The 17,748-nt window shown below is 58.2% G+C and carries 18 protein-coding genes; 3 read left to right on the top strand and 15 right to left on the bottom strand.

Annotated features, from left to right (window positions below):
- Positions 1-48: 48 nt before the first annotated feature.
- The 12 genes from ACYVAC_RS08755 to ACYVAC_RS08700 form a co-directional block, all read right to left on the bottom strand.
- On the bottom strand, positions 49-576 hold the full coding sequence (locus ACYVAC_RS08755; RefSeq protein WP_461097239.1) for a hypothetical protein: 528 nt from the start codon (positions 574-576) through the stop codon (positions 49-51).
- Positions 577-677: 101 nt separating this feature from the next.
- The gene (gene hisC, locus ACYVAC_RS08750; protein WP_461097238.1) at positions 678-1,805 is read right to left on the bottom strand and encodes a histidinol-phosphate transaminase; all 1,128 of its coding nucleotides are present in this window, start codon (positions 1,803-1,805) and stop codon (positions 678-680) included.
- 35 nt (positions 1,806-1,840) lie between these two features.
- A complete protein-coding gene (locus ACYVAC_RS08745; RefSeq protein ID WP_461097237.1) occupies positions 1,841-2,350 on the bottom strand; it encodes a peptide deformylase in 510 nt (169 codons plus the stop codon).
- The gene (locus tag ACYVAC_RS08740; protein WP_461097236.1) at positions 2,347-2,727 is read right to left on the bottom strand and encodes a type II toxin-antitoxin system VapC family toxin; all 381 of its coding nucleotides are present in this window, start codon (positions 2,725-2,727) and stop codon (positions 2,347-2,349) included. The genes ACYVAC_RS08745 and ACYVAC_RS08740 overlap by 4 nt, the downstream gene beginning before the upstream one ends.
- Entirely contained in the window at positions 2,727-2,963 is a 237-nt protein-coding gene (locus ACYVAC_RS08735; protein WP_461097235.1) for a hypothetical protein, read from the bottom strand. The genes ACYVAC_RS08740 and ACYVAC_RS08735 overlap by 1 nt, the downstream gene beginning before the upstream one ends.
- 72 nt (positions 2,964-3,035) lie before the next feature.
- Positions 3,036-4,325, bottom strand: coding sequence for a histidinol dehydrogenase (gene hisD, locus ACYVAC_RS08730; protein WP_461097234.1), 1,290 nt, complete (start codon positions 4,323-4,325; stop codon positions 3,036-3,038).
- 104 nt (positions 4,326-4,429) lie between these two features.
- Entirely contained in the window at positions 4,430-5,290 is an 861-nt protein-coding gene (gene hisG, locus ACYVAC_RS08725; protein ID WP_461097233.1) for an ATP phosphoribosyltransferase, read from the bottom strand.
- 357 nt (positions 5,291-5,647) lie between these two features.
- Positions 5,648-6,124 carry a hypothetical protein gene (locus tag ACYVAC_RS08720; protein WP_461097232.1) on the bottom strand — a complete coding sequence of 159 codons (477 nt, stop codon included), beginning with the start codon at positions 6,122-6,124 and terminating at the stop codon, positions 5,648-5,650.
- A 182-nt stretch (positions 6,125-6,306) separates the two neighbouring features.
- Positions 6,307-6,507, bottom strand: a complete 201-nt coding sequence (locus tag ACYVAC_RS08715; RefSeq protein ID WP_461097231.1) for a hypothetical protein — start codon at positions 6,505-6,507, stop codon at positions 6,307-6,309.
- 93 nt (positions 6,508-6,600) lie between these two features.
- Positions 6,601-7,458 carry a dienelactone hydrolase family protein gene (locus tag ACYVAC_RS08710; RefSeq protein ID WP_461097230.1) on the bottom strand — a complete coding sequence of 286 codons (858 nt, stop codon included), beginning with the start codon at positions 7,456-7,458 and terminating at the stop codon, positions 6,601-6,603.
- Positions 7,459-7,609: 151 nt separating this feature from the next.
- Positions 7,610-8,374, bottom strand: coding sequence for an SDR family oxidoreductase (locus tag ACYVAC_RS08705; RefSeq protein WP_461097229.1), 765 nt, complete (start codon positions 8,372-8,374; stop codon positions 7,610-7,612).
- Positions 8,375-8,557: 183 nt separating this feature from the next.
- Positions 8,558-8,974 (bottom strand): helix-turn-helix domain-containing protein, encoded by a 417-nt coding sequence (locus ACYVAC_RS08700; protein ID WP_461097228.1) that lies wholly within the window; start codon positions 8,972-8,974, stop codon positions 8,558-8,560.
- 235 nt (positions 8,975-9,209) lie between these two features.
- On the opposite strand from ACYVAC_RS08700, the gene fumC reads away from it, so the two are divergent.
- From fumC to ACYVAC_RS08685, 3 genes are all read left to right on the top strand, one after another.
- On the top strand, positions 9,210-10,610 hold the full coding sequence (gene fumC / locus ACYVAC_RS08695) for a class II fumarate hydratase (protein ID WP_461097227.1): 1,401 nt from the start codon (positions 9,210-9,212) through the stop codon (positions 10,608-10,610).
- Positions 10,611-10,940: 330 nt separating this feature from the next.
- Complete coding sequence (locus ACYVAC_RS08690) at positions 10,941-11,420, top strand: EF-hand domain-containing protein (RefSeq protein WP_461097226.1); 480 nt, start codon at positions 10,941-10,943, stop codon at positions 11,418-11,420.
- 57 nt (positions 11,421-11,477) lie between these two features.
- Entirely contained in the window at positions 11,478-12,050 is a 573-nt protein-coding gene (locus ACYVAC_RS08685; protein WP_461097225.1) for a hypothetical protein, read from the top strand.
- A gap of 65 nt (positions 12,051-12,115) precedes the next feature.
- Here ACYVAC_RS08685 and ACYVAC_RS08680 read toward each other — a convergent pair whose 3' ends face one another.
- From ACYVAC_RS08680 to ACYVAC_RS08670, 3 genes are all read right to left on the bottom strand, one after another.
- Entirely contained in the window at positions 12,116-12,883 is a 768-nt protein-coding gene (locus ACYVAC_RS08680; RefSeq protein WP_461097224.1) for an MBL fold metallo-hydrolase, read from the bottom strand.
- 153 nt (positions 12,884-13,036) lie between these two features.
- Positions 13,037-16,000, bottom strand: coding sequence for a glycosyltransferase family 117 protein (locus ACYVAC_RS08675; protein WP_461097223.1), 2,964 nt, complete (start codon positions 15,998-16,000; stop codon positions 13,037-13,039).
- Between the two features lie 113 nt (positions 16,001-16,113).
- Positions 16,114-17,739 carry a RagB/SusD family nutrient uptake outer membrane protein gene (locus tag ACYVAC_RS08670; protein ID WP_461097222.1) on the bottom strand — a complete coding sequence of 542 codons (1,626 nt, stop codon included), beginning with the start codon at positions 17,737-17,739 and terminating at the stop codon, positions 16,114-16,116.
- Positions 17,740-17,748: the final 9 nt, after the last annotated feature.

Here is a 17,748-nt window from a genome sequence, read left to right as displayed (position 1 = left end):
GTGAGGACACGAGCCGGTTGGGGCCAACCCAACAACGGAAGCCGCCGACTAAAAGTTGTAGCGCAGGCCAACCCCGGTGTTCAGGTTCAGGAAGAAGGGCGCCTGCAGCAATTCGACGTAAAGGCCGGTTTCCAGGAAAAACGAATAGGGCTTGCTGGCCGGGAAAAACTCCAGTCCGCCAATGCCCGACCCGCCGATCGACAGCGCATTTTCATACTCGCCATTGAGCCGGACGGGGTAATACCGCCGGGTATTGACCTGGCCGCCAAAGCCGTAGTAGCCCCGGATACTCTCGCTCTTGGTCAGGTTGGCATACCACAGGTAGTGCCCCTGCACCGAGAGCCCAACGCTTTTATACTCGCCTGAGCGGTAGCTGCGCCGGGTGCCGTAGAGGCCGCCGTAGGTGCCTACGTTGAGGTCGAAGGCGTGTTTGTCGCCAAAATATTTCCGCACATTGATGCCCGAAGGCTCGCCGAGCCGGAAGCCCACCGCCCAGTTGTTGTACTGCGCCCGCGCCGGGCTAATCGCACTGACAAGGCCCAGCAGCAGGGCCGACATAAAGAGGAGTTTCCGCATAACCAATTGGAATGATAAACAAGAAAAGCCGGTATCGACCGCTGTGAGACGGTGATACCGGCCCAAAGGTACGTTAAAGGGGCAACGACCGTAAAGCCGGTTCAGGTATTCGACACGAGTTCGGGCCGGGTGGCGTCGTCGCCCGTGCCCAGCGGCAGCGCCCCGGCATCGGTCGAACCGGCCGGCTGGCGCAGTACGGCCAGCAGCCGCTCGTTCTCGGTTCGGGTACCCACCGTGATGCGGAGACAGTTATCGCAGAGTTTCACGGACGAGCGGTCGCGGACAATGACCTGCTGCTCGATCAGATGGGCGAACGTGCCTTTGGCGTCGGTAAACCGAACGAGCAGAAAGTTGGCGTCGGACGGATGGATGTGTTCTACGATGGGCAGGGTTGCCAGTGCCTCGGCCAGCACCTGCCGCTCCGCCATAATCTGATCGACCATCCGGCGTTTGTCGGCCTCGTGGGCCAGCGCATCGAGGGCCAGCGCCTGCGTTGGTGCCGAGATGTTGTAGGGGGGCTTGATCTTGTTCAGTACGGCGATCAGCTCGGGCGAGGCAAAGCACATGCCCAGCCGCAGCCCCGCCAGCCCCCACGCCTTCGAGAAGGTCTGCAGCACCACCAGATTGGGATACGTGTCGAGCTGGCTGGTCCAGGAGGGGGTATCGGCAAAGTCGATATAGGCTTCATCGACAACGACGAGGGCGGTGGTGGCCGCTTCCAGAATCTGCCGGATAGCCCCGGGCTGCAGCAGGTTGCCCGATGGGTTGTTGGGCGAGCAGGTGAAAATCAGCCGGGTGGTATCGGTAATGGCCGCCAGCACAGCATTGGTATCGATCTGGAAATCGGACGTGAGCGGTACTTTGGTAAGACCCACCTCATTGATAGCCGCCGACACTTCGTACATGCCATAGGTGGGGGGCATGATCAGCAGCGAGTCGACGCCGGGCCGGCAGGTGGCCCGTACCAGCAGGTCGATGGGTTCGTCGGAGCCGTTGCCCAGAAAAATCTGGTCGGGCCGCACGCCTTTGATCGGCGCCAGTTGCTGCTTGATGGCGGCCTGGTGCGGATCGGGATAGCGGTTGTAATTGCCCTCAGTGGTGGTAGAGCCCAGGGGGTTTTCGTTGGCATCCAGAAAGACGCCTTCGGTGCCGGTATATTCATCGCGGGCCGACGAGTAAGGGACCAGCGCGGCAATGTGGGGGCGGAGTAGGGAAGCGAGCTGAAACATGGAAAAAAAGCAGAATGAAAGGCTTACGCCGTTGATTAGCTTGACGGCGGGATTGGTGTGGGGCGCCAGCGAAACGACTGGGCGTCGATGGCACGCATGGTACAGAGGACGCCGTCGAGGTGGTCGCACTCGTGCTGAATCAGCTCCGAGAGCGCCCAGTCAGTAACGGGCCAGGTATGGGTTTGCCAGTGTTCGTCGCGGTATCGGAGTGTGAGCCCGCAATGCCGCCGAACCCGCACCAGCAGATTGGGGAAACTCATGCAGTCGTCCCACAGCTCGGCGGTTTCGTCGCTGACCGACACCAGTTCGGGGTTGATGAGCACCATGGGGCGGTCGACGTTGAGGTAAACGAGCCGTTTCATAATACCCAGCTGGGGCGCGGCAATGCCCCGGCCAAACTGGTAGGTATGCCGAATTTCGTTCATCACCCGGTGCAGATCGGCGACCCAGCCCGCCACCAGCGGTAGTTCGGATTCCAGCACGGGCGGGCAGGTTTCGTAGAGCCGCGGGTCGCCCAGCAGGAGCAGGTCGGCGAGGTGTTTCATGCGTTCAGGATGTCGGCCAGCGGAATAACCGGCAGGCCAGTTACGTCGGCGAAGTCGGCTACATTGTTAGTCAGCACGGGCAGGTTGTGTAGCAGTGCGGTAGCGGCAATGATGGCATCGGCCAGCGACCGCCGGCGCTGCTGCCGCAGTTCGATGGCTTTGTCGATGACGGCCTGGGTGATTGGCAGCGTGGTTGCCGAGGCAAGTAACGCTGATAGCTCGATTCTATGGTTTTCGCTTAGCCTGTGATAACCAAGTACTTCGAGATGGGAGATCAGTGAAACGTAAATCGGCTTGTTGCCAGCGTCAATATAGGCTCTCACCGGTGCATAAGCCGGTTCGACAGAATAGATTAGGATGTTACTATCCAGAATCATTACTCACGTCCGTCTAAGCGCCGATCCCAACTCCTGATTTCTCGCTGCCACTCTGAAGCGTCGCCAAATGAATCGCTGACACCCCCACGGCTGGCAATTTCTTCAGCGATCTGAGCGAATGACTTTTTAATTGCGTTATCTTTTTTCTCGATCAAACGACCGTCCAGCTTTGGCAATAAAGCCAGCAGAATAGCTTCGTTCTCGGGTGAATCAATTTCGATTAGCAACTGGCTCATATCGTTTGTCGTTTAATGAGTTGTTATCTACAAACTACCAATTTTTACGCACAAAAACGGCTCTGATCAGCCTTACGGCGCTACCTCCTCGGCCAGGCTGGCCAGCCGCAGGCTGACGGCCCGCTTGTGGGCGTCGAGCGATTCGGCTTCGGCCATGGCCTCGACTACCGGGCCAACGTGCTGCAGCCCTTCGGGCGTAATGTGCTGTACCGTTATTTTCTTCACGAAACTATCGAGCGACACGCCACTGTAGGCCCGTGCAAAACCATTGGTGGGCAGCGTGTGGTTGGTGCCCGACGCATAGTCGCCGGCCGATTCGGGGGTGTAGTTGCCCAGAAAGATCGACCCCGCATTGATGATGCGCTCGGCTACCTGCTCCGCATCGGCCACGCTCAGAATCAGGTGCTCGGCGGCATAGGCATTCAGCAGATCGATGGCATCGTCGGCCGTATCGACCAGAATGGCCTTGCTGTTGGTCAGGGCCTGGCCGGCTACGGCGGCCCGCGGCAGCTTGCCCAGTTGCGTACTCAGCACCAGGTTGACCAGCTCCACCAGCTTGCGACTCGTCGACACGAGCAGCACCTGGCTGTCGGGGCCGTGTTCGGCCTGCGACAGCAGATCGGCGGCCACGAACGCGGGCACGGCCGTATCGTCGGCATACACGGCTACTTCGCTCGGGCCGGCGGGCATATCGATGGCCATGCCTTCCCTGGCAACCAGCATCTTGGCCGCCGTGACGTACTGGTTGCCGGGGCCGAAAATCTTGTAGACATTGGGTACCGACTCCGTGCCGTAGGCCATGGCCGCAATGGCCTGTGCCCCACCAATCCGAAACACCTTCGTGATGCCTACCAGTTTGGCGGCAAAATAAATGGCGGGGTGCGCACCGGGGGTGCAGAGCACCACTTCACGACAGCCGGCCAGCTGCGCCGGCACCCCCAGCATCAGCACGGTGCTGAACAGGGGCGCTGTACCGCCGGGAATATAAAGCCCTACTTTTTCGATCCCGACGCTCCGGCGCCAGCAGGTAACACCGGGCATGGTCTCGATTTTTTCGACCGGCTGCTTCTGGCGTTCGTGAAACAGCCGGATGTTCTGGTAAGCCTGTCGGATGGCGCTTTTCAGTTCGTCGCTCAGCTGGGCTTCGGCCGCGTCGAGCTCGGCCTGTGATACGGCCAGCGTGTCGGGCGTCAGGGTTCGTTTGTCGAGTCGCTGCGTCAGGTCGATCAGTGCTGCATCGCCCCCCGTCCGGACCTGGTCGAGGATAGGCGCCACAATGGCTTCGATCTGCTGCGTCGACTGCACCGGCCGGGCCAGCAGGGCAGGCCAGTCGGTCCGGTCGGGGAAGGGGATAATGTTCATGTACGTTTGTCGTTTGCGGTTTATCGCTCGAGGTTTGTGGGTAGCAGGCGCAACGCCATGCTGCCGCAGGAACCACTAACCACGTGCGAAGAACGGCGAATCCGCTAGTAAATCATTTTTTCGATTGGAATCACCAGAATGCCTTCGGCGCCGGCGGCCCGGATGGCTTCGATATTTTCCCAGAACTCATTTTCGCTCAGTACCGAATAGACCGAACTCCAGCCTTCGGTAGCGAGCGGGGTGATGGTCGGGCTGCGCATCCCCGGCAGTAGCGCCGTAATCGTCGGCAGGGCGTGGTTGGGGGCGTTCAGCACAATGTATTTGTTGTTTTTGGCTGTCTGCACCGATTTGATACGGAACAACAGTTTGTCGAGCAGCTTCTGTTTGTCGGCGTCGAGGTTCGGGCGGGCAATCAGGATGGCTTCGGAACGGAAAATCGTTTCGACTTCTTTTAGTCCATTGCTGAGCAGGGTGCTGCCCGAACTGACGATATCGCAGACGGCTTCGGCCAGCCCAATGCTGGGGGCGATTTCAACCGACCCGCTGATCTCGTGAATATCGGCCGTTACGTTTTGCCCGGCCAGATACTGGCCCAGCAGGTTGGGGTACGAGGTAGCGATGTTTTTACCCTCAAGGTCCTGAATACCGTTCCACTCGGCACCCCGGGGTACGGCAATCGACAGGCGGCACTTCGAAAAGCCCAGCTTATGCACCGTATCGACAACGCGGCCCGTTTCGACGGCTACGTTTTCGCCCACGATGCCCAGGTCGGCAACGCCATCCTCGACGTAGCCCGGAATGTCGTCGTCGCGCAGAAACAGGAACTCCGCGGGGAAGTTTGAGGAAACGGAGCGGAGCTTGCCGGTGCCATAGTCGAACCGGATACCGCATTCTTTAAACAGCTGGTAGGAGTCTTCGCTCAACCGACCAGACTTTTGAAGCGCAATACGTAATACAGAGGTCATGAAAAAAGCACAGCGTGCGATGGGTAACCAACGATCGGAACAGGGCGACCCGTCAGGTACCAAAGTGGTGAGAAAATCAGTCGGCACCAGTTACTACCGGTAGCGACAACGAGAAAACAACGAGCAAAAATAGAGGAAAAGAACAGACCGTCACGCACGGGGGCGGGGCTGTGTGGGTATGACCGGAGGTCAGTGACCAGCTTGATGAAGTCGATGTCGGAAGCAGGGGGACATGCCCGTTCGGGAAATCATGCCGCAAAGGTAACCCACAGATCGTCGGGGCGTATGCCGGAATGCGGTTTTTTTTAACGGTATTCATGGGCCCGGCTACCAGGGACAGTAACCGGGCCCATGACATCAGTGGTCGCCGTCGATGGCATCGTAGGCCAGCCCGACACCGACCGCATAAACGGCGTGGTGCAGGGCATCGGTCGCAATGGTCTGGGCATCCTGCTCGGTAATGGGTGGTGCCAGCTCAAGTTTAGGCAGCATCACCAGCCCGGTTCCCCAGATCGTCAGGAAATGGGCCAGCGTGGCGGGCCAGCCCCGCACGCCCGCCAGTGCCAGCAGGCCGCGCGGAATGCCCCAGGCGGTGCCGTAGGTCCAGTGAATTTCCTGCGACACTTTTTCTTTCTTTTCTTTTTGGGTAGCCTTCACATCGAGCACCTTCGACACGGCATCGGCCGGAACCGTGCTGGGTTTGCGCTTAGTAATGCTCATTTCGATGGTTTGCGAGAGCGTGATGGCCACGGTGCCGGCCAGACCGGCCAGAATGCCAACGCCGACGACCGTCCCCAGATCGCGGAGCGCATCGGCTGATTTGTGAGTAGACATGAGAATAAAGCAGGTTTGGCCAATCGCCAGATCGGGACAGGGTATCTGTCCGAAGGGGCGACGGTTTACTACAGAAACTACATGCCGACCAATTGTTCTTTATTTTTTCGTGTTGGATCTGCCAAAAATGCCAGACGCCCGACTGAATCAGCCGGGCGTCTGGTCGTTGACTAAAGCGTAATCTATTTGATCGAATCGCGACGGGTGGTGTCGGTGCTCATCGAATCGGTGCTCATGGTCGTCGTCGTAGTCGACATGGCCGAATCCGGCATGGCCGACATGGTGGTGTCGGTTACCGTCGTGGCCGACGTCTCGGGTTTATTGCTCGAACAGGCCGTAGCCAAGGCTGCCATCGACAGCAGGAAGAAAGCTGATTTTTTCACAGGTGTATTCGTTTTGGGATAATTAACAAGTGATCTGCTTCTTAATACCCTGACTACGAAAAGGTAACCCACTGCCGGGCTGCTTTTTTTTGCCTAGGCCAGCCGGCTCTTCAGAAAGGTGATGGTGCGGCCCCAGGCCAGTTTGGCGGCCGCTTCGTTATAACGGGTCGGAGCCGTGTCGTTGTGGAAGGCGTGCTGAGCGCCATCGTAGACATACAGTTCGTAGGGAATCTTGTCTTTCTTGAGCGCTTCTTCGTAGGCCGGAATGCCGGCGTTGACCCGTTCGTCGAGCCCACCGTAGTGCAGCTGAACGGCGCCTTTGATCTTAGCTACGTCGGCCGCGTCGGGCTGCCGGCCGTAGAAGGCCACGGCCGCTTTCATGTCGGGCGAATGAACCGCCAGCTGGTTGGCCATGGCTCCACCCCAGCAGAACCCCACGCAGCCCACCTTGCCCGTACTGTCGGGGCGGGATTTGAGGTAGTCGATGCCCTTGACAAAATTGGAGCGCGTAGTGGCGGGGTCGAGTTTCCCGAACAGCTCCCGCATCTGGGTTTCATCGGCAGGCGTACCACCCGCGGCCGAGAGGGCGTCGGGGGCCAGCGCCAGAAAGCCGGCCAGCGCCAGCCGGCGCGTAACGTCTTCGATGTGGGGGTTGAGGCCCCGGTTTTCGTGGATAACCACCACCGCCGGATACTTGCCGGCCGCGGCTGGCCGGGCCAGATAACCCTTCATGGTGGTATCGGCACCGGGGTAGGTAATCGACTCGGTTTTAATACGATCGTCCTGATCGGGTACGGTAGCGGCCTGCGCGTAATTGACTTCGAGCAGGGGTAGTACCGACAGGGCCGCGGCCATACTGCCGGTTAGTTTGGCCAGCCGTTTCAGGAAATCGTCGCGCCGGAGCGGCTTGTGGGTGTATTCGTCGAACAGATTGATAATGCGCTGATCCATAGCAGGGGCGGTTGGGGTTTTTCGTAAAGCTGCTACGGCTTTCAGGCAAAAGCAAGTGGTGATGCGCGAAGGTCTCAACCGGACGGCTGAATGCCCCCTTTGGTCTGACCAACCCCCATCACCACTGCCGCTGCGGAGTCGGGTAATGGACCTACAGCCCCTGCCCGCCCGATACTTCGATGCGCTGCCCGTTGATCCAGTAGGCATCATCGGTGCAGAGGAACGCCACCACCCCGCCAATGTCGTGGGGCAGCCCAACCCGGCCCAGCGCCGTCAGCGACGCAATCATCTTGTTGATTTCGGCATTGTCGCGCGTGCGACCCCCGCCGAAGTCGGTTTCGATGGCGCCCGGTGCTACCACGTTGGCCGTGATTTTCCGCGAACCCAGTTCTTTGGCCAGGTACCGCGTGAAAATTTCGACCGCCCCTTTCATGCTGGCATACGCCGATGAGCCGGGCATGGTGATGCGCGTTAGACCCGACGAGATGTTGATGATCCGGCCCCCGTCGGTGAGCAGGGGCAGCGCTTTCTGGGTCAGGAAATAAACGCCCTTGAAATGAACATTCATCAACTCGTCGAACTGGTCTTCCGATACCTGCGCGAAGGGTACATACATCCCGATGCCGGCGTTATTGATGAGGAAATTAAACGAACTGGCCCCGAAGGTTTGCTGCAGGGTGGCGTTGACCTGCTCATAAAATCCGTCGAAGGTGGTCGTCTGACCGGTGTTGAGCTGGAGCGCTGCGGCCCGCTGCCCTTTGGCCTGAATCTGGGCTACCACGGCTTCGGCGTCGGCCTGCTGGCTGTTGTAGGTCAGCAGCACGTCGATACCCCGGTCGGCCAGGCGAAGGGCCATGTCTTTACCCAGGCCCCGGCTCCCGCCGGTTACCAATGCGATTTTCTGTTCGGTTGCCATTTGCTTTATGTGCTAAATGTGTGAGGTGACAGGAGAAGGAAACGAGCGGTGAGCCGGCAGAAGAAAGACGGTCGGAAACCGTTTTCGACAGCATCATGTAGCATACTCATGCCCGGTCGTTTCTTTTCCTGACAACACAAAGGTCGGTGACCCGGCCTGCCCCAACATGGTGAGTAGTTCCGATTAACTGGTGACAGCTTCCGTTTTTTGGCGCTGTATGGCCCATTGTTCTTCGCGGTACTGCCGGGGTGTGGTGCCCTGAAACCGCTTGAAGAACTTGGTGAAATTCGACGGGTCGAAGGTAAGCAGGGTGGCAATGCTGGCCACCGAACGCCCCGGATCGAGCAACAGCTGCCGGGCCATGTCCATGATTTTGGCTTCGAAAAAGTAGCAGGGCGACTGCCCCGTCGTGAGCCGGATGGTGTTGCTCAGGTGGGTGGGATGCATATGCAGTTCGTCGGCCAGGTCGCGGATTTCGTGCATGCGTTCGACGCGGCCGGCCACCACGTCGGCCAGGTGCCGGTCGAGCAGGGCCATGTAGTCGGCCGTAATTTCGTGCTGCCGGGCCGCAATTTTTTTGGGGAGAACAGGCGCTGCCATACGAGCGGGGGAGGAGAGGGAACGTAGTACCCCGTTAACCGCAGATCGAAGGGATGTGGTTCGGTTGCCACCCATAATGCCGCCTATACAAAGGTGATAATTCCTTGCAACCCTGTCTGCCTGCACTCTACCTTTGCGACGAAACCCAGTGAGTGAATGGGTGCGTGCGCGATTGAGTGAATAACTCGTCCAGCCAGCACTCAATCACCCATGCACTTAATCGCTCAATAATCACATGGAATACCGCATCGAGAAAGACACGATGGGGCAGGTACAGGTACCGGCCAATGTCTATTGGGGCGCGCAGACGCAGCGCTCGATCGAAAATTTCAAAATTGCGCAGGACATCAATAAAATGCCCCGCGAGATCATTCAGGCGTTTGCCTATCTCAAAAAAGCGGCTGCCCTGACCAACCTCGACGCGGGGGTGCTGGCGCAGGATAAGGCCGACCTGATTGGCCGGGTCTGCGACGAAATCCTGAGCGGTTCGCTCGACGATCAGTTTCCGCTGGTGGTGTGGCAGACCGGATCGGGCACGCAGTCGAACATGAACGTCAACGAGGTGGTAGCCTACCGCGCCCACGTGCTCAACGGGGGCAACCTGACCGACGAGAAAAAATACCTTAACCCCAACGACGACGTCAACAAATCGCAGTCGAGCAACGACACGTTTCCGACGGCTATGCACATTGCGGCCTACAAGATTCTGCTCGACGTAACGATTCCGGGCATCACCAAACTGCGCGATACGCTGGCTGCCAAATCGAAGCAGTTCATGCACGTGGTGAAGATTGGCCGGACCCACTTCATGGATGCTACCCCGCTGACGGTAGGGCAGGAGTTTTCGGGCTACGTCTCGCAGCTCGACCATGGGCTGCGGGCCATCAATAACTCGCTGGCCCACCTGAGCGAACTGGCGCTGGGCGGCACCGCCGTCGGAACGGGCATCAACACGCCCCCCAACTACGCCGAAAACGTAGCCAGACACATCGCCACGCTGACGGGGCTGCCCTTCGTAACGGCCGAAAACAAGTTTGAAGCCCTGGCCGCCCACGATGCCATCGTTGAAGCCCACGGTGCCCTGAAAACGGTAGCCGCCAGTTTAATGAAAATCGGCAACGACATCCGGATGCTGTCGAGTGGCCCCCGCGCCGGTATCGGCGAGCTGCACATCCCCGACAACGAGCCGGGGTCGAGCATCATGCCGGGTAAAGTGAACCCCACGCAGTGCGAAGCCATGACCATGGTGGCCGCGCAGGTGATGGGCAACGACGTGGCCATCAACATCGGCGGCATGAACGGTCATTTCGAACTGAACGTGTTCAAGCCGGTCATGATCTACAACTTCCTGCACTCGGCCCGCCTGATCGGCGATGTCTGCGTGTCGTTCAACGACAAGTGCGCCGAGGGTATCGAACCCATCGAAGCCAACATCAAAAAGCACGTCGACAGCTCGCTGATGCTGGTTACGGCGCTGAACACCAAAATTGGCTACTACAAAGCCGCCGAGATTGCGCAGACCGCCCACAAAAACGGCTCGACGCTCAAGGAAACGGCGCTGCAGCTGGGCTACCTGACCGAAGCCGAATTCAACGAGTGGGTGAAGCCCGAAGATATGGTTGGCAAGATTGGGTAAACGCCTGTCGATGCAGCCTATAAAAAGCCGCGGGGCTGGTTCGTATGAATCAGCCCCGCGGCTTTTTGGTAGGGTCAGGCCAGCAGGTGCAGCTGGAGAAGCGGCTCGCTGTCGGTTGCCGGTTGGGTTGGCTATGCGTCGTTCAAGAATACATATCGCCGGTTCGCATTACACGGTGAACACCGGTTTCGTGCTCAAAAAAGTGCCGATTCGCACTCAAAGTAGATCAAATGGTTGCTTACAGGGAAAATGTGTTTCTATATTCATGAAAAAAGAAACGTTTTAACTGAATCGGTTCACAATTACTCGCATCGTAGACAGTACAACACCATGAAAAAAAAAGTACTACCCCTGATGGCCGTGGCCATGACGCTTACCTTCTCGGCCTGTCAGCCAACCGATACCGTAGCCCCCACGGTTGAGGCAGTGAAAACGAATGACGATCTTACTTTAGGCGTTCTTAACTCAGCTTCCGGCGACAAAGGGGGAGAAATCATGCCCATGCCTGCATATCCGTCATCTGCACAGATCAAAGCTGCCTTTGATACGTTCGACGTTGATAAAAGTGGTCAGATATCAGCTACTGAACTGGCTTTGGTACTGGCAAAAGGGGGCATAAGAGGTTCTGAATTTATCGCCAAAATAAAGCTTGATAAGGAGATGAGAAATGATATAAAAGCGGATATTACACCAGCAGCAGCAGCTCAAATTATCAAAATGTTTGATGCGAATAACAGCGGGATGATGGAGTTCAATGAGTTTGAGCGTCTCATAGAAGAAGCGTTGAAGCAAGCAAATAAAATCAAGTAGTTAGCCTGGCGATTTGACTAATCAGCAGACTATAGACCCTATCAAAATCCGCAAACTATGCAGCCTAGCCTGAATCAGGAGCAGCAAATTTGCCTTCACTGTGGCTTCTGTTGCGACGGGACTTTATTCGAGCAGGCCATGTTGGAGCCGGGGGAGCAACTGCCTCCCCGACTAAAAGATGCGTATGTGGTGGATGGTAATCAGGCCTTCTTTCGGCAGCCGTGTACGTACTTCGCCGGATGCTGCACCATCTACGATCAGCCCCGTCTGGCCATCTGTTCGAGTTATCGCTGCCAGCTGCTACGGAAAGTAGCGGCTGGTGCCGTACCGGCGGATAAGGCCCTGCAAACAGTACACGATATGGTTCGCATCCGGGCCGACATCTACGTGCTTTATCGGCAGCTCATCAGCCCGGATGCACCGGCCGATTTTATAAGCCTGAAAGCAAAGGTATTGCAGGCGGCTGAGGCAATGCCTGCCGATGAGCCTACCCGGGACGATATGACCCGCCTGGCGATCAAATGCATTATGCTGAATCACTGGATGATGAAAACCTTTCGGGCGTCGTCCGACGGGCCAGCAAACACGACGCCTGTCGAACAGGGTGTAGCGGGTTTAGCCGACAACTGAAAGGGAGTGATGATGCTAACACTAAACGGGGTTGCTGGAAACTGGTTCCGGCAACCCCGTCTGCGTTAGGCCCCGATGGTATAAACGGGGGTTTCTTCGTAGCGGGAGGCAATGACCAGCTCGGTCCGATCCATGTGGGGCGCAAACTGCTGGCGCACCAGCTCGGGGTTGTTGTTGTCTTTGGAGAGGTGAGCCAGCAGCACGTGGCTCATGTGGGCCGGCTTGTGGGCTCGCAGGAGGGCCAGCGCCTGTTGGTTGGAAAGGTGGCCGCGACCACCCTGAATCCGGCGTTTCAGTACGAAGGGATAAGGACCGCTGGCCAGCATCTGCTCGTCGTAGTTGGCTTCCAGAAAAGCCGCGTCGCACTGACTGAAATGCGCCACCACTTCGTCGCAGGCCATGCCAATATCGGTCAGTACACCCACCCGAATGTCGCCGTAGCTGACCACAAAACTGTGGGGGTCGCAGGCATCGTGGTATTTCGGAAAGGCTTTCACACAAAGGTCGCCGATCCAGACCGACTCGTGGCTCCGGAACGGTTTGATCGGAAATTTCTGGTCGGGCAGCCGCACCGACTGGCGCGTCTGGGTGGTAATGTAGACCGGCAGCCGGTAGGCACTGGCCAGGTGATGGATACCCCGCACGTGGTCGCTGTGTTCGTGCGATACGAAGATAGCCCGAACCGTATCGAGCGACAGGCCCAGCCGGGCCATGCGCAGTTCGGTTTGCTTGCGGGAAATGCCGGCGTCGATCAGCACCGCGTCCTGCCCGTTGCCCACATAGTAGCAGTTGCCGTTGCTGCCCGAATTGAGAGAGGTAATGTAAAGTGGCATAGTCTACGTAAAGAAACGGCTTTTTCGCGACTTCATCGGTGCCGCATCGGCCCAAAACGCCCGACGGCCCACCCCTGATCAGGAATGGGCCGTCGGAACAGACCGTGAAGCGCCGGCGGTCCGGCGTTCCGGTGCGCCGGAACGCAGGTGCGACTAGTTAAAGGTGCTAATGTGCCGCTGGAAAATCGCTTCGTATTTGCTGGCGGCTGCCGTTTGTTTGGCGTCCTTGCAGGCTTCGACAATGGTCTGGAGCACATACAGGTCGGAGTTGGGACTGCCGTACTGATGCCCCGTTTTGTCGTAGCTCAGTGCCTGATCGGCGCGGGTGGCCATGATATCGGCAATTTCGAGCGCCCGTTTGGGCTCGCCCAGCTCGAACAGGAACCGGACGTAGTTCGACGAAATTTGGTCGTAGGGGATGCTCTTGTCGGGAATCACCTTCAGCGAGTAGTTCAGCACTTCGAGCGCACGGGCCTTGTTGCCTTCGCGCAGCAACTGATCGGCCAGGCGGAAGAACGCGATCCGGGCCGACACGATGGGCGTGCGGTACGTCTCATCGTAGTACACCTTCGGGTTGTCGAACTCGCGGAACGCCGACTTCTTCATCATGTTTTCGTACATGATCGTCGAGTTCACGTAGCCATCCGTAGCGCCCTGCACCGATACCGGCATCAGGCGGTAGGCATAGCCTTCCAGCTGCATGTGGTCTTTCAGGTTCAGGTAGTTGTCGTTGGCCAGGGTGCTCGAGAAGTAGATCGGCCGCTGCCAGTTGTTGGTGGCGATGATGTCGAGCATGATCAGGTCGGGCTTGTAGAGGTCCTTCTTGCCGATGGTCCACTGCAGCGTGTCGCGCATGATGGGTTTGAGCAGCGCCGGTACAAAGTTGGCTTTCTCTACGGCCGCCCGGTCGATGGGCAGGAACAGCACCGACGAGGGCAGTACACTCGTCATGTCGCCGTTGGAAAGCGGCACCTGAATGGCACTGCTGTTGCCTTTGATCAGGCTGATGTACTGTTTCAGGTCGATGCCGTTTTTTACGCCCGGCACTTCGTAGAACGGTACGATGTCGTTCTTGCCTTTGTTGAAATTATCGAACTCAAGCGAAATGGGCAGCGGATCCGACTGGTACGTCTTGCGCTTCATCTGCTGAATGTACCACTCGGTACCCAGCAGGCTCAGGTTACACACCCGTACGTCGGTCCGGAACCCTTCGACCTCCTGCACATACCAGAGCGGGAAGGTATCGTTGTCGCCACCCGTAAAGAGCACGGCGTTGGGCGCGCAGGAGTTCAGCAGGTTCTTGGCAAAGTCGACCGACTGGTAGCGGTCGCTGCGGTCGTGGTTGTCCCAGCTTTTGGCGCCCATCATCACCGGCACCAGCAAGCTCAGGCCCACCACAGCCCCGTTGCGGAGCCCATCGGCTTTCAGGTAGGCGCGGAGCCCTTCGGCAATGGCCATAACGCCCAGACCAACCCAGATGGCAAAGAAGTAGAACGAACCCACGTAGATGTAATCCCGTTCGCGGGGCTCCGAGGGGGGCGAGTTCAGGAACACCTGGAGCGCGATACCCGTAAATACGAACAGCAGCAGCACGATCAGGAAATCGTTTCGGCGTCGGAAGTACTGAAACACGATACCGAACAGCCCCAGCAGGAAGGGCAGCATGTAGAAATTGTCGCGGGCCTTGTTGGTTTTGAGCAGGTCGGGGGCGCCTTCGTCCGACGACCAGGGCATCAGGTAACCGGCGCCCTCTTCGTCGCTCTCGCGGCCCGTAAAGTTCCACATCAGGTAGCGCCACCACATGTGGCCCAGCTGGTAATCGAACAGGAATTTCAGGTTGTCGCCCATGGTGGGTTTCTGCCCTTCGGCGAGGCCCAGCATCTGGCGGTAGAGCTGCGGGTGATTCTGCTGGCTGCTGTAGACGCGGGGAAACAGCATCTCATCGCCCGGCGCATACACGTACTCAGGCTGGTGATCGAACACCACGTATTTCTTGCCTTCTTTTTTCCAGACGGCGGCACCGGGTTTCTGATCGATGGGGCGCGAAGTAAACACCGGCCCGTAGAGCAGCGACCGGCTGCCGTACTGCTCCCGACGCAGGTACGACAGGAAGTTCAGCGCATCGCTCGGATCGTTTTCGTTGATGGGCGGGTTAAAATCGGCCCGCACCAGCACCTGCATGTACGAGGCATAGCCAATCAGCACGAAGGCCAGGGCCAGCAGCGAGGTGTTGAGCACCACCCGTTTCTGCCGCGCCGACCATATGATGCCGAACACGACCAGCCCGATAAAGACCACGGTGAAGAAAATGGTGCCCGAGTTGAACGGCATCCCCAGCGTGTTGACGAAAAACCGCTCGACTACAAACGCCATGCCGGGCAGGCCCGGAATAATGCCGGCGTTGATGATACCGAGTACCACCATCCCGATGGCAAACGCCATGGTGCCGCCCCAGAAGGTTGGTTTGGCCGTTTTCTTGAAGTAATAGATCAGGGCCAGGGCGGGCAGCGTAACCAGGTTCAGCAAGTGAACACCGATCGACAGACCCGTCAGGTAGGCAATGAAAATAAGCCAGCGGTTGGCCGCGGCTTCATCGTCGATGCGCTCCCATTTAAACGCGGCCCAGACCACGATCGCCGTAAAAAACGACGACATCCCGTACACCTCCGCTTCGACAGCCGAAAACCAGAACGTGTCGGAAAAGGTGTAGGCGAGGGCGCCTACGGCCGAGGTACCAATCAGCAGCAGCGTATCGGCCGTCGAGTAGGTACGGTCGTCGGGGCGCGTGCCGGGCTGCGCCAGCAGTTTCTCGGCCAGCATGGAAATGGTCCAGTACAGGAAGGCAATGGTAAAGGCACTGGCCAGTACCGATACCATGTTGATCCAGTACGCTACGTTGGTCAGGTCGCCCAGCGACAGCAGGGAAAACACCCGGCCCAGCAGCAGAAAGAACGGAGCGCCGGGTGGGTGGGGCACCTGGAGTTTGAACGCACACGCAATGAACTCACCACAGTCCCAGAAACTGGCGGTCCGTTCGACGGTCATCGCATACGTAACGAGCGCCACGGCGAACACGAACCAGCCGGTAAGGGTGTTCAGGCGTTTAAATGATTGCATAAAGGTGACTGTGCTTTTTGTGTAAAGGGTCTATCCAGACCGGAGCCAAAATTACACAAAAGAAGCCCGACCGGGCGGGTCGGGCTGTTAAAGTTTGTTAAGCTAATGGCCGTTTAACGGGCCGGATAGCCCGGATTCTGCACTAAATTGGGGTTGGCCGCCAATTGACGCTGCGGTATCGGAAACAGATTTTTGCTTGGATCGCTGGGCTGATGATCCCACCACGACACGCGCGTGAAGGCGCCGGCACGGATCATATCGGTACGGCGTTTCCCTTCAAAAATAAATTCCCTGCCCCGCTCAGCCAGCAGTTCGGTCAGGGTCAGCGTGGCCGGGGTGTAGGCTTCTTTGGTGAAGTCGACTGCGCTGAAGGCCCGTTTGCGGCAGTTGTTGATCAGCTCTACGGCTTCGGTGGTGGCCGTTCCGCCGTTTTTCCGCATCAGGGCTTCGGCTTTGTTGAAATAAATTTCGGTCAGGCGGTAGATCAGCCAGTCGTTGCTCCAGTATTTGGCTTCGGTTTGCCGGCCCGGCCGGTATTTGTTGAAGCGGGCACCGCTGTTTTCCTCTCCGTCGATCATCGTCGAACTGGTTTTGTTTTCGCTCGCCCGGCGAATTTCCTTCACGAACACCAGCGGCTTGTCCCGGTATTCTTCGGTTCCCAGCACCGGCTTGGTCGGGTCGGCAGCCTGATACTGGGGCCCGATCAGCATCCAGGTCGACTTGCGCAGGTCGGTGTCTTTAAAGGCATCGTAGGCGCTCGGGATTACCACCACGCCGTTGTTGCCGTTGGCATCGCCGTCGTAGATCAGGCGCTGGGCAAAGTGGTAGAAGTCGCTGTTCCAGCCGCAGCGGGTGGGCGTGGCCTGGTAATCGTAGGTCAGCTGAAACAGGGCCTCCTTCGAGTTTTCGTTGGTGTTGTTGAATGTCGACACCAGATCCGGGTCGAGGGCGGGGGCACCGTTCAGACCGCCCGTTTCGCCCCGAATGATCTTATCGCAGGCTGCAATGCACTCATCCCATTTGGCGGTGCCCAGCCAGACTTCGGCGTTCAGGTACAGCTCCGACAGCATGGCGTAGCCGGCCGCTTTGGTAATGCGGCCGATTTGCTGTTTGCTCAGGTTGGGCAGCAAATCCACGTTTTCCTTCAGTTCTTTTTCGATGAAGGCAAATACCTCGGCCCGGCTGGCCGTAGGCGGGCTCAGGGGCGTACCAACCGTGGTAACGATGGGTATGTTGCCGTAGAGGTCCATCAGTTTCATGTAATGAAACGCCCGGAATACTTTCAGTTCGGCAATGAAAGCCGCCTTTTCGGTGTCGTTAACGCCGGCGCGGGCAAAATCGACCCGGTTGAAATCGCCCAGGGTACTGTTGCAGAAACCGACACCCGTGAAGAGCAGTGACCAGGGATTCCAGATGTTGTTTTCCGTGAACACCCAGCTGTGGCCGTGCAGCCGAATCCACTGCGCGTCGTCGTAGCCATGGCGGCCCTTCTGGGGCCAGGCCAGCTGATCGGCCGTGAGTTCGTTGAGCCGCCAGTAGCTTTGCTGGCTGGTGGGCGCAATCCAGGCGTTGGCGTGGGTATAGGGGCGCAGCACTCCCGACAGAATTTCCTGACGGTTGTTGTAAAACTGGGCCGAGTTGATCTGGCTGTAAAGCGTTTCGTCGAGGTTGGTGCAGCTGGTAAGCCCCGACAGGGTCAGTAGCCCCGTCAGGCCCAGCTGGAGAGTATATCGTTTCATGGGTATCGG

It is taken from the genome of Spirosoma luteolum (assembly GCF_054778875.1).
This window is presented reverse-complemented; position numbering and strand designations above follow the sequence as displayed.